10 protein-coding genes and 1 pseudogene are annotated in these 11,620 nt (G+C 73.7%); 8 read left to right on the top strand and 3 right to left on the bottom strand.

What is annotated here, in order from left to right; genetic code table 11:
- Nucleotides 1–4 precede the first annotated feature (4 nt).
- On the bottom strand, nt 5–1,630 hold the full coding sequence (locus tag BUE45_RS16860; RefSeq protein ID WP_073380308.1) for a carboxyl transferase domain-containing protein: 1,626 nt from the start codon (nt 1,628–1,630) through the stop codon (nt 5–7).
- Nucleotides 1,631–1,749: 119 nt separating this feature from the next.
- Here BUE45_RS16860 and BUE45_RS16855 point away from each other — a divergent pair, with 119 nt between their 5' ends.
- Nucleotides 1,750–2,334: an SACE_7040 family transcriptional regulator gene (locus BUE45_RS16855; RefSeq protein WP_073380307.1), complete on the top strand. Its 585-nt coding sequence runs from the start codon at nt 1,750–1,752 to the stop codon at nt 2,332–2,334.
- Nucleotides 2,335–2,493: 159 nt separating this feature from the next.
- Entirely contained in the window at nt 2,494–3,867 is a 1,374-nt protein-coding gene (locus BUE45_RS16850; RefSeq protein WP_073380306.1) for an NAD(P)/FAD-dependent oxidoreductase, read from the top strand.
- Nucleotides 3,868–3,930: 63 nt separating this feature from the next.
- Here the strand turns inward: BUE45_RS16850 and BUE45_RS16845 are convergent, their stop codons facing one another.
- The gene (locus BUE45_RS16845; RefSeq protein ID WP_073380305.1) at nt 3,931–4,221 is read right to left on the bottom strand and encodes a metal-sensitive transcriptional regulator; all 291 of its coding nucleotides are present in this window, start codon (nt 4,219–4,221) and stop codon (nt 3,931–3,933) included.
- 334 nt (nt 4,222–4,555) lie between these two features.
- Between BUE45_RS16845 and BUE45_RS16840 the strand changes: the two genes are divergently transcribed.
- The 5 genes from BUE45_RS16840 to BUE45_RS16820 all read left to right on the top strand — a co-directional run bounded on the left by BUE45_RS16840 (nt 4,556) and on the right by BUE45_RS16820 (nt 9,958).
- The gene (locus tag BUE45_RS16840; protein WP_073380304.1) at nt 4,556–4,801 is read left to right on the top strand and encodes a DUF2630 family protein; all 246 of its coding nucleotides are present in this window, start codon (nt 4,556–4,558) and stop codon (nt 4,799–4,801) included.
- 123 nt (nt 4,802–4,924) lie between these two features.
- Nucleotides 4,925–5,563 (top strand): DUF4126 domain-containing protein, encoded by a 639-nt coding sequence (locus tag BUE45_RS16835; RefSeq protein WP_073380303.1) that lies wholly within the window; start codon nt 4,925–4,927, stop codon nt 5,561–5,563.
- A gap of 52 nt (nt 5,564–5,615) precedes the next feature.
- The gene (locus tag BUE45_RS16830) at nt 5,616–6,290 is read left to right on the top strand and encodes an HAD family hydrolase (RefSeq protein WP_073380302.1); all 675 of its coding nucleotides are present in this window, start codon (nt 5,616–5,618) and stop codon (nt 6,288–6,290) included.
- 272 nt (nt 6,291–6,562) lie between these two features.
- The gene (locus tag BUE45_RS16825) at nt 6,563–8,545 is read left to right on the top strand and encodes an acetoacetate--CoA ligase (protein WP_073380301.1); all 1,983 of its coding nucleotides are present in this window, start codon (nt 6,563–6,565) and stop codon (nt 8,543–8,545) included.
- Nucleotides 8,546–8,704: 159 nt separating this feature from the next.
- The gene (locus BUE45_RS16820) at nt 8,705–9,958 is read left to right on the top strand and encodes a heparan-alpha-glucosaminide N-acetyltransferase domain-containing protein (RefSeq protein WP_073380300.1); all 1,254 of its coding nucleotides are present in this window, start codon (nt 8,705–8,707) and stop codon (nt 9,956–9,958) included.
- Nucleotides 9,959–9,966: 8 nt separating this feature from the next.
- Here BUE45_RS16820 and BUE45_RS16815 read toward each other — a convergent pair whose 3' ends face one another.
- A complete protein-coding gene (locus tag BUE45_RS16815; RefSeq protein ID WP_073380299.1) occupies nt 9,967–10,650 on the bottom strand; it encodes a hypothetical protein in 684 nt (227 codons plus the stop codon).
- Between the two features lie 431 nt (nt 10,651–11,081).
- Between BUE45_RS16815 and BUE45_RS16810 the strand changes: the two are divergent.
- Nucleotides 11,082–11,620: pseudogene (locus BUE45_RS16810) on the top strand (deoxyribose-phosphate aldolase); the annotation flags it as partial.

Below are 11,620 nucleotides of genomic sequence, written 5' to 3'. Positions count from 1 at the left end.
TTCCTCACATCCGGAAGACGCCGTAGCCCACGGGCTCCAGCGGGGCGTGGCGGGCGGCGGACAGGGCCATGGCGAGCACGTCGCGGGTGTCGGCGGGGTCGATGACGCCGTCGTCCCACAGCCGCGCGGTGGAGTAGTAGGGGTTGCCCTGCTCCTCGTAGGTGTTCCGGATGGGGGCCTTGAACTCCTCCTCGGCCTCGGCAGGCCACTCCTCGCCGCGCGCGGCCAGCTGGTCGCGGCGCACGGTCGAGAGCACGGAGGCCGCCTGCTCTCCGCCCATGACGGAGATGCGGGCGTTGGGCCACATCCACAGGAACCGGGGGGAGTACGCCCGGCCGCACATGGAGTAGTTGCCCGCCCCGAACGAGCCGCCGACGACGACGGTGAACTTGGGGACGCGGGCGCAGGCCACGGCGGTGACCATCTTCGCGCCGTGCTTGGCGATGCCCCCGGCCTCGTAGTCGCGGCCCACCATGAACCCGGAGATGTTCTGCAGGAACACCAGCGGGACGGAGCGCCGGTCGCACAGCTCGATGAAGTGGGCGCCCTTGAGGGCCGACTCGGCGAACAGGATGCCGTTGTTGGCGACGATCCCCACCGGGTGCCCGTGGATGTGCGCGAACCCGGTGACCAGGGTGGTCCCGTACTCGGCCTTGAACTCGGTGAACTCGCTGCCGTCCACGACGCGTCCGATCACCTCGCGCACGTCGTAGGGGGTGCGGGTGTCGGCGGGCACCACGCCGTACAGCTCCTGCGGGTCCAGCGCGGGCGGGCGCGGGTCGCGGGTCTCCCAGGCCGGCCCGCCCCGCGGGCCGAAGGTGCCGGCGATGCGCCGCACGATGGACAGCGCGTGGGCGTCGTCGTCGGCCAGGTGGTCGGTCACGCCCGACACCCGCGAGTGCAGGTCGCCGCCGCCCAGCTCCTCGGCGGTGACGACCTCGCCGGTGGCGGCCTTCACCAGCGGCGGGCCGCCCAGGAAGATGGTGCCCTGGTCGCGGACGATCACGGCCTCGTCGCTCATCGCCGGGACGTAGGCGCCCCCGGCGGTGCAGGAGCCGAGCACCGCGGCGATCTGCGGGATGCCCAGCCGGGACATGGTGGCCTGGTTGTAGAAGATCCGGCCGAAGTGGTCGCGGTCGGGGAACACGTCGTCCTGGAGGGGCAGGAACGCGCCGCCGGAGTCGGCCAGGTACACGCACGGCAGCCGGTTCTGGAGGGCGACCTCCTGGGCGCGCAGGTGCTTCTTGACGGTCATCGGGTAGTAGCTGCCGCCCTTGACGGTGGCGTCGTTGGCGACGACCACCGTGGGCCGCCCGGCCACCCGGCCCACCCCGGCGATCATCCCGGCACCCGGGGCGTCCCGCCCGTCGGCCCCGTACATCCCGTGGGCGGCCAGGGGGGCGATCTCCAGGAAGGGGGAGCCGGGGTCCAGGAGGTGGTCGACGCGGTCCCGCGGCAGCAGCTTGCCGCGCTCGACGTGGCGGGCGCGGGACTTCTCGGGGCCGCCCAGCGCCGCGGTGGCGATCCGCTCGCGCAGCTCCGAGGCGAGGGCGCGGTTCGCCGCGTCGTTGGCGGCGAACGCGGGTCCGGCGGTGTCCACCGCCGAGCCGAGTACGGATGCCCTGCTCATGCTGTCCTCTCGTGGAGGGGTGTTAATGGTCACTAACATCGCCGATGTTAGTGACCATTAACATGGGTGTCCACGGTTCGGCGCGAAGAATCGCCGGGCGGGAGGGGAACGGAGCGGGCATGGTGTCCAGACCGGCGGGCGACCGCCGTACGGCGCTCCTGGGCGCGGCGGCGGAGCTGTTCGCCGAGCGCGGCTACCGGAGCGTGCTCATCGACGACATCGGCCGCGCCGTCGGCACCACCGGCCCCGCCCTGTACCGCCACTTCCCCGGCAAGCAGGCGCTGCTCGGCGCGATCCTCGTCGACGTCAGCGAGCGGCTGGCCGCGCGCGGGCGGGACCTGGTCGCCGGGGCGGACGGGCCCGGGGCCGCGCTGACCGCCCTGCTGCGCGGGCACATCGAGTTCGCGCTGGACGAACCCGCGCTGATCACCGTGCACGACCGGGAGCTGCACCACCTCACGGAGGAGGACCGGCGCCGCGTGCGCCGCCTCCAGCGCGGATACGTCGAGGAGTGGGTCGGCGTCCTCTCCCAGACGCGCCCGGACACGCCGGCGCCCGTGCTGCGGGCGGCGGTCCACGCCGTGTTCGGCCTGCTCAACTCCACCCCGCACAGCCGCGGGGAGTTGCCCCGCGCGCACATGGCCGACCTCCTGCTGGGCATGGGCGCCGCGGCCCTGGCCGGGCCCGCCGCCGACGGGTCCTGACCCGGCCCCTCCCTCCCAGGGCGAAAGCCGACAAAGAGGTCGCCAAGAGGTGGGTACGGCCCGGTCCGGTGGCTTCGGGCCGGCCGGCCGCGGCTCTACATTCGGCCGTATCGGGTAGGGCCGCCAGTGACGGCGACCGACACGGAGAAGGAGCAAGATATGGCTCGGCCTCGGATCGTGGTGGTCGGCGCGGGGTTCGGCGGCATCCACGCCCTGCGTCGCCTGGAACGCCGGATCCCGGCGGGGGCGGCGGACATCGCGCTGATCGCCCCCCACGACTACATGCTCTACAGCCCGCTGCTGCCGCAGGTGGCGTCCGGGCTCCTGACACCCCAGTCGGTGGCGATGTCCGTGCACCGGCTGACCCGCGAGACGCGCCTGGTCCCCGGCCACGCGGTCGGGGTCGACACCGACGACCGCGTCGTCGTGGTGCGCCGGGCCACCGGCGAGCTGACCCCGGTCCGCTACGACCGCCTGATCCTGGCGCCGGGGGCCCTCACCAGGGCGTTCGACATCCCCGGGCTGACCGAGCACGCCTACGGCGCCAAGACCCTGGCCGAGGCGGTCCTGCTGCGCGACCACGTGCTCGCCCAGCTGGAGCTGGCCAACGACAGCACCGACCCGGTCGAGCGCGAGGAGCGCTGCCGGTTCATCGTGGTCGGCGGCGGCTACACGGGGGTGGAGACCGCGGCCTCGCTCATGCGCCTGTGCGAGGAGGCCGCCAGGCGCTACCCCGAGCTGCGCTCGGTGATCCGCTGGCACCTGGTGGACATCGCCCCCAAGGTGCTGCCCGAACTGGGCGACCGGCTCGGGCGCAAGGCCCTGGACCTGCTGCGCAACCTGGGCATCGAGGTCAAGCTCAAGGTGTCGGTGCGCGAGGTCACCGCGGACAAGGTGGTGCTCACCGACGGGCGCGCGCTGCCCTGCCGGACCCTGATCTGGACGGCGGGCGTGTCCCCCAGCCCGCTGATGGAGACCCTGGGAAGCCCGACCCAGCGAGGCCGCCTGGAGGTGGGGGCCGACCTGCGGGTGCCCGACGCGCCGGAGGTGTTCGCCCTGGGCGACGCCGCGGCGGTGCCCGACCTGTCCGGGGACGCGCCCTACTGCCCGCCCACGGCCCAGTACGCGACCCGGCAGGCGGTGACGGCGGCCGACAACGCCGTGGCCTCCCTCCTGGGGCGGCCGCTCCGGGAGTTCCGCCACCGGGACCTGGGCCTGGTCGTGGACCTGAGCGGCAAGGACGCGCTGGCCCGGGTGATGGACCTGGAGCTGACCGGGCTCGCGGCCCTGGGCGCCACCCGCGGCTACCACCTCATGGCGGTGCCCTCGCCCAACGCGCGGGCGCGGATCCTGGCCAACTGGGGCATCCGCGCGCTCATCGGCGGGGACGTGTCCCGGATGGGCTTCGCCGACGACGGGCGCCCGTCCTCGTTCGTGGCCAACGAGGCCGTGGACTACCTCGACGCGGAGTCGGCCGGGCGCGAGGGCGCGCGGCTGCTGGACAACCTCAGGGCCCGCTACGGCGATTCCTGAGACCGCGGACGGGGGCGGCGGCCGTCGCGGCCGCCGCCCCCGGAACGACGCGGGGCGGGGGGATCAGGAGCGGACCAGCCGGGCGATGGCCTCCGACGCCTCCTTGACCTTGGCGTCGGCCTCCTCGCCGCCGTTGGCGACCGCGTGGGCGACGCAGTGCTTGAGGTGCTCGTCCAGCATCGCCAGGGCGAAGGAGCGCAGGGCGCTGTTGACGGCGGAGGTCTGCGTGAGGATGTCGATGCAGTACTGGTCGTCCTCGACCATGCGCTGAAGGCCGCGGATCTGCCCCTCGATGCGGCGGAGTCGGTTGATGTGGCTCTGCTTGTCATTGCTGTAACCGTGGGTCGCAGCCATGGTCCCGCTTCCGTGTCGTTCCTGATCAGATGCCATGAACAATACCCCCTCCAGGTATTGAACCGCCCGGCGTGGCGGAGCATTCCTCCGCCGGGGCCCTTAGGAGGAGTTTCCCAGACGAACAGGGGCGTAGGGTGTGCCGCGCCCCGCGCCGCCCCCGGGCGCCCGTCACCCGGAGTGTTCCCCGCGGGCGCCGCCGATCACGGAAGGTGGCGCGCCGGCGGTCCCGGCGTTCCCCGCCGTCCCGGCCGCCGCCCGTAAACGTCAGGGCTGATCTGGGCAAGCCCGGGGCGGGAGGCTTGCCCTCGCCCCGGGCCCGCAGCACCATGGCCCCATGGAGCCGAGCGCCGACAACGACATCCTGTCCACCATCAGGGGCCTGATGGACGAAGAGCACGCCCTGCGGGACACCCCCGGCGGCCTGTCCGCCGAGGAGCGGGGCCGTATGAAGGAGGTCGAGCAGGCGCTCGACCAGTGCTGGGACCTGCTCCGCCAGCGGCGGGCCCGCGAGGAGCACGGCCAGGACCCCGAGGACGCACGGGCCCGCCCGGTGTCCGAGGTGGAGAACTACCGCCAGTGATCCGGCACCGACCGCAACCACAGGGCCCCGTCCGGCATCATCCAGGGTGAACCGGCGCGGGCCGGCCCGTCGGCCTGCGCCCGCCGGACCGGGGCCCGCGCCCCGGATCCGGAAGGGCCCCTCTTGCTCACTGCACTCACCGGCATCGGCCTGTCGACCGCGGCGGGACTGAACGCGTACATCCCCCTGTTGCTGGTGGGCCTCATCGCCCGCTTCACCGACCTGCTGGTCCTGGGCGACGCCTGGACCTGGCTGGAGCACCCGGTCACCCTCGTCCTCCTCGCCGTGCTGCTGGTGGTCGAGTTCCTCGCCGACAAGTTCCCGGCGGTCGACAGCGTCAACGACGTGATCCAGACCGTCGTGCGCCCCACCTCCGGCGGCATCGTCTTCGGCGCGGGGGCGTCCGCGGTGGAACTCTCCGAGATCACCGGCGCCGCCTCCGGAGCGACCGCCCAGGGGGACGTCTCCTGGGGGCCGGTCGTCGCGGGCGTGGTCATCGCCCTGGTGTTCCACGTGCTCAAGTTCCTCGGCAGGCTGGCCGCGAACTCGGTCACCGCGGGCTGCGCGGCCCCGTTCGTCTCCTTCCTGGAGGACGTCGTCAGCTTCCTCACCTCGATCGCCGCCATCCTGCTGCCGGTCCTGATCCTGCTGGTGGTCCCGGCGCTGGCCGCCGCGGGGGCGCTGCTGGTACGGCGCAGCCGCCGACTGCGCGCCGAGCGCGGCGCGGAAGGGCAGGCCACCGGCCCGGCGGCTCCGGCCTGAGACGCCCGACGCGGCCCGCGCCGGGCGGCCGGGGCCGCGTAAAGTGCGGGTGATGACCGAACTGACTTTTCCTCCGAACGACATCACCCACATCGTCTGGGACTGGAACGGCACCCTCCTGGACGACAACCACGCCAACCTCGCCGCGGTCAACGCCGTCTGCGCGGCGTACGGCCGCGACCCGGTCGAGATCGACCACTGGCGGACCGTCTTCCGGCGCCCGCTCGTCCCCCTCTACGAGGAGCTGCTGGGCCGCAGCCTCCTGGAGGGGGAGTGGGAGCGCCTGGAGAAGCTCTACGACGAGGACTACCTGCGCCACCTGCCCTCCTGTGAGCTGGCGCAGGGCGTCCCCGATGTCCTGCTCGACTGGGCCGGCACCGGCCGCAGCCAGTCGCTGCTGTCGATGGCCTCGCACGACCACGTGTTCCCGCTCATCACCGAGCGCGGCCTGGCCTCCCACTTCACCCGGGTCGACGGCCGCAGGTACGACACCGTGGCGGACTCCAAGGCCGAGCACCTGGTGCACCACCTGGCGGCCCAGGACGTCGACCCCGCCACGGTCGTGCTCATCGGCGACATCGACGACGACGCCCGCGCCGCCCGGGCCGCCGGGGCGCACTCGATCCTGGTGACCACCGGCCTGATGGCGCCCGAGCGGCTGGCCGCCACCGGCTGCCCGGTGGTCGAGTCGCCCGTCGCGGCGGTCCGCGCCCTGCGCGGCCTGTGAGCCGGGGCCCGCGCCCGGCCGCGGGCGGACCTGTGAGCGGTCCCGCCCGCGGGCGGACACGGCCGCCGCGGCGGCTGTCAATGGTGGTTCCCCACTGCTGGAGAGCGCCCGGCAGTGGGTCCGCCACAGGCCGCGCGCACACGGTGTGACCTGCGCACTTCCCGGCGCCACCCGGCCCCCTTCCGGGGGAGCCCGGGGGGTGGCCCCCGTCATGGCGTGCTGTTAGATGGACCTCACGGCAACACACAGCGACGCGAATGGAAGGCGGGCCAATGACGGAGAGCAGCGTGCCCCGTGTGCTCTGGCGACCCGACGAGGAGACGGTGGCGTCCTCCAACATCGTCGCGTTCGCCCGGTGGGTGGCAGAGCACAGGGGCGTCGAGGCCTTCGGTACCGACGGGGACTTCGACTACGACGCCCTGTGGCGCTGGTCGGTCACCGACGTCGACGGTTTCTGGGACGCGGTCCGCGAGTACTACGGCGTCCGGTTCGACACCCCCGCCGAAGGCGTCCTCGCCCGGGACACCATGCCCGGCGCCCTCTGGTTCCCCGGCGCCACCCTCAACTACGCCCGGCACGTGTTCGAGGGCCGCGACCCCGACCGGGTCGCGATCCGCCACGCCACGGAGCTGCGCCCGCTGGCCGAGTGGACCTGGGGCGAACTGCGCGACCGCACCGCCGCCATCGCCGCCGGGCTGCGCGGGATGGGGGTGGGGCCAGGCGACCGGGTCGCGGCCTACCTGCCCAACCTGCCCGAGACCGTCGCCGCGTTCTACGCCGTCGCCTCCCTCGGCGCCGTCTGGTCCTCCTGTTCGCCGGACTTCGGCGTGCGCAGCGTCATCGACCGCTTCGCCCAGATCGAGCCCAAGGTGCTGCTGGCCGTCGACGGCTACCGGTACGGCGGCAAGGACTTCGACCGCCGCCCCGTCGTCGAGGAGCTGCGCGCCGCCCTGCCCACCGTCGAGCACACGGTCCTGCTCGACCACCTCCGGCCGGGCGCCGAGCCCGCCGGGGGCACCCTGGCCTGGTCCGCGCTGGAGGCCTCCGGCGCGGGCGCCGTGCTGGAGTTCACCCCCGTCGCCTTCGACCACCCCCTGTGGGTGCTCTACTCCTCGGGCACCACCGGCCTGCCCAAGGCCATCGTCCAGGGCCACGGCGGCATCCTCCTGGAGCAGCTCAAGAACCTCCACCTGCACCTGGACGCGCAGGAGGGGGACCGGGTCATGTGGTTCACCACCACCGGCTGGATGATGTGGAACTTCCTGGTCAGCGTGCTGCTGACCCCGGCCTCCATCGTCCTGTACGACGGCTCGCCCGCGGCCCCGGACCTGGGCGCCCTGTGGGACCTGGCCGACGAGGCCGGGGTGACCGTGTTCGGCACCAGCGCCGGGTTCCTCGCCTCCTGCATGAAGGACGGCGTGCACCCCCGACGCGGACGCGACCTCTCCCGCCTCAAGGCCATCGGCTCCACCGGCTCCCCGCTCAGCCCCGAGGCGTTCTCCTGGGTCTACGAGGAGTTCGGCGACGACCTGTGGCTGTTCTCCACCAGCGGCGGCACCGACGTGTGCAGCTGCCTGGTCGGCGGGACCCCCACCCTGCCGGTGTACGAGGGCGAGATCCAGTCCCGGGCCCTGGGCATGGCCGTCGCCGCCTGGGACCCCGAGGGCAGGGAGCTGACCGGCGAGGTCGGCGAACTCGTCGTCACCCGCCCGGCCCCGTCCATGCCCGTCTTCTTCTGGGGGGACGAGGACGGCGAACGCCTGCGCGACAGCTACTTCTCCATGTACCCGGGCGTCTGGCGGCACGGCGACTGGATCGAGATCACCGACCGCGGCACCGCGATCATCTACGGCCGCTCCGACTCGACCATCAACCGCGGCGGCGTCCGCATGGGCACCAGCGAGATCTACCGGGCCGTCCTGGCCCTGGAGGAGGTCACCGACGCCCTGGTCGTGGACGTGCCCCGCGGCGACGGCTCCTCCCGCATCGAGCTCTTCGTCGTCCTGCGCGAGGGCGCCGAACTGGACGAGGGCCTGGTCCGGGAGATCGCCCGGCGGGTGCGCACCGACTGCTCCCCCCGCCACGTCCCCGACCGGGTGCGGGTCGTCCCGGAGGTGCCGCGCACCCTCTCCGGCAAGATCCTGGAGGTCCCGGTCAAGCGCATCCTCATGGGCCAGGACCCGGACAAGGTCGCCAGCCGCGACTCCCTGGCCAACCCCGGGGCGCTGGACCGCTTCAGCACCCTGGCGGACTGAGCCCGCGACCGGCCGCGCCGGGGCCGGGGCCGGGGCCGCTGCGCCCGGGCCCCGGCGCGGCGGCGCCCGGTGGCCGCCGGTGCCGGTGGCCGCACCCGGCCACACCGGGGCGAACGGTCCGGATTGTGGCACACCCCCGACGGGCATAGCCTGACCCGCGTGGCACAGAAGCGACCAGACGACATCGCCGCACCGGCTCCCGGTCCGGCTCCCGCCCGGACCCGGATCGACGGCATCGACGCCGCGCGCGCCCTGGCGGTGTTCGGCATGTTCATCGTCCACCTGGGGGTGGACTCCATGGGCGTGCTCTCCCCGGAGAACTACGCCTGGGACCTGCACGGCATCGTCCGGGGCAACTCGTCGGCGCTCTTCGCCTTCCTGGCGGGGGTCTCGCTGGCGATGATGACCGGCCGCACCCGGCCGGCCTCCGGGGAGCCGCTGCTGCGGGCCGTGGTGCGGATCGCCACCCGGGCGCTGCTCATCGCCCTGCTCGGCCTGCTGCTGGACCTGATGGCCGTGCCGGTCGCGATCATCCTCACCTACTACGGCGGGTTCTTCCTGCTCGCGCTGCCCGTGGTCCGCCTGCGCCCGTGGATGCTGTGGACGGTCTCGGGCACGCTGGCCGTGCTGGGCCCGCCGCTGTCGTTCCTGCTGCGCGACACCCTGTTCCCGGCCGAGCCGCGCACCGGCGCGGTCACCTCGTTCACCGAGTTCTTCCTCACCGGCTACTACCCGGCGATCACCTTCATGGTCTTCGTGACCGCCGGGATGGCGGTGGGCCGCCTGGACCTCACCGCGCACACCGTGCGCCTGCGCCTGCTCCTGGGCGGCGCCGTGGCCGCCGCGTGCGGCTACCTGGGATCGTGGCTGGCCCTGGGGCCGCTGGGCGGCATGGAGCGGCTGATGGAGCTGCGCGCCCCCACCCTGGTCGGGCAGCCGCTGTCGGCGGTCACCGACCCCCTCCTGCTGGAGGACCTGCGCTACCAGGTCGAGCAGGAGGCCGAGTCGATCTCCGGCCAGGTCCCGACCGACTCGTGGTGGTGGCTGGCCGTCAACACCCCGCACACCGGGACCACCTTCGAGATCCTGGAGGCGGTGGGCCAGGGCCTGGTGGTGCTGGTCCTGTGCATGTGGCTGTGCGACCGGGCGCGCACGGTCATGTACCCGCTGACCTCGGTGGGGCGCATGCCGCTGACCGTCTACACCGGGCACCTCGTGGTGATCTCGATGCTCGTCACGGCCGCCGGGTACGAGTTCCACACGCCCTGGCTGACCGAGCGGTTCATCCTGGGGGCGCTGCTCTTCGCCACCTTCTGGCGCCTGGTCTTCGACCGGGGGCCCGCGGAGTTCCTCCTGGGGCAGGCCGCGGACGGGACCGTCGGACTGGTCGACTCCCTGCGCGGCCGGGGGTAGCCCGGCCGCTACCGCTCCGGCCTGCGGATGGTGGAGGAGGTCCGGTCGCGGTGGGCGAGGGTGTCGGAGGTGGTGCGGGCGTTCTGGCGGATGAGCCTGCGGGCGTCGTCGGCCGCGGACCGCGCCACCGCCGGGCTGGCCACCGGCCCCAGGCCGGGAGCCGCGTCCGAGGGCAGGCCGATGTCCACCGGCAGCCCCGCCCTGCCGATCACCCGCAGCTGGGCGCCCTCCTGGGACAGGGAGGGGCGGATGTCCCCGTCCGGGGTGCGCCAGGCGCGCAGCCGGGCCATCAGCCACTCGCCGCCCCGGTGCTCGGGGCCGCGCGGCCACGGCTCCCCGTCGGGGCGGTGCCCCAGCGCGTGCAGCACGTCCTCGGTGGTCCACCCGGCGGAGAACAGCCGGGCCGCCTCCGTGCGCAGCGACGCGAAGTCCACCCCCCGCAGGGTCGGGTCCTCGGCGTGGACCATTTCGCAGGCGCGGTGCACGTCGCGCGGGGTGTGCAGGGGCCGGGTGCGAAAGTCCGGCTCCGGCCGGCGCAGCAGGGCGTCGTCGACGGTGACGATGACCTCGCCGCGCCGGTTGTCCCAGATGCCCACGTCGTCGCGCGCCCACCCCTGGGACTCCGCCAGGGCCGTCGCCAGCCTGCGCAGGTCGACCTGCCCGTCTTCGCTGCTGATCCGGAACTCCGCCATGGGGACAGGGTACGCACCGCGGGTGCCGGGTGCGCGCCGCCGGTGACCGTGAGGATGCGCGGCGGCCCCTGCGACGGGTCCGGCCCCTGCGCCGACCGGTGCCGCGGGCGCCCCCGCGCCCGCCGTGGCCGGACGCCCTCCGGGCGGGTCCGGTCTAGACCGCGCTCGACCCTCCTGTGACCGAGGACATGCGTCGCAGCGTCGTTTTCGGGGGTATTCACCGGTGAATTGGAGGAAAGCACCATGCCGCCGTCGGGGCCGGCTTGGACTCTCCTCCAACCTTGGGTGGTGCGCTGCCGAGGGGTACCGGCGGTCTGTCCCCCCGGGGTTATGGTGACCACCTGACGGCCCGGAGGGATCGCCGATCCCGGCCGGGCCGCCCCCGCCGACCACGGCGGAGGAGCCCGTTCCGTCGTTCGACCGAGCTGTAGGTGCCCGTGTCCCACACCGCATCCGCGCCCGAGGCGATGACCGACCACGCGCTCCGGGCGTTCCTTCGGGGGCTTCCGGGTGTGGACGAGGTCGGCGCCCGAGCCCGCGCCCAGGACCTGTCCACCCGGTCCGTGAAGACCACCGCGAAAGCCCAAGCGATCGATCTGGCCATCTCCATGGTCGATCTGACCACCCTGGAAGGCGCCGACACCCCCGGCAAGGTGCGGGCGCTGTGCGCCAAGGCCGCCCTGCCCGACCCCGCCGACCGGACCGCGCCCCGGGTCGGGGCGGTATGCGTCTACCCCGACATGGTCGCCACCGCCGTGGCCGCTCTGGACGGGACCGGGATCGGGGTGGCGTCGGTGGCCACCGCGTTCCCGGCCGGGCGCGCACCGCTGGAGGTCAAGCTCGCCGATACCGCCCGGGCGGTGGCCGACGGCGCCAGCGAGATCGACATGGTCATCGACCGGGGCGCGTTCCTGGCCGGTGACTACCTGAAGGTGTTCGAGGAGGTCGTGGCGGTCAAGCAGGCCTGCGG

Origin of the sequence: Nocardiopsis flavescens (genome assembly GCF_900141985.1) — a bacterium.
GTDB classification, from domain to species: domain Bacteria; phylum Actinomycetota; class Actinomycetes; order Streptosporangiales; family Streptosporangiaceae; genus Nocardiopsis; species Nocardiopsis flavescens.
Note: the sequence above shows the minus strand (reverse complement) of the source record. Positions and strands in the feature narration are given on the sequence as shown.

Coding starts and splice junctions, on each gene's coding strand:
- BUE45_RS16815 (WP_073380299.1), bottom strand. CDS start 10,650: ATGGCGGAGTTCCGGATCAGCAGCGAAGACGGGCAGGTCGACCTGCGC.
- BUE45_RS16855 (WP_073380307.1), top strand. CDS start 1,750: ATGGTGTCCAGACCGGCGGGCGACCGCCGTACGGCGCTCCTGGGCGCG.
- BUE45_RS16830 (WP_073380302.1), top strand. CDS start 5,616: ATGACCGAACTGACTTTTCCTCCGAACGACATCACCCACATCGTCTGG.
- BUE45_RS16845 (WP_073380305.1), bottom strand. CDS start 4,221: ATGGCTGCGACCCACGGTTACAGCAATGACAAGCAGAGCCACATCAAC.
- BUE45_RS16850 (WP_073380306.1), top strand. CDS start 2,494: ATGGCTCGGCCTCGGATCGTGGTGGTCGGCGCGGGGTTCGGCGGCATC.
- BUE45_RS16825 (WP_073380301.1), top strand. CDS start 6,563: ATGACGGAGAGCAGCGTGCCCCGTGTGCTCTGGCGACCCGACGAGGAG.
- BUE45_RS16840 (WP_073380304.1), top strand. CDS start 4,556: ATGGAGCCGAGCGCCGACAACGACATCCTGTCCACCATCAGGGGCCTG.
- BUE45_RS16860 (WP_073380308.1), bottom strand. CDS start 1,630: ATGAGCAGGGCATCCGTACTCGGCTCGGCGGTGGACACCGCCGGACCC.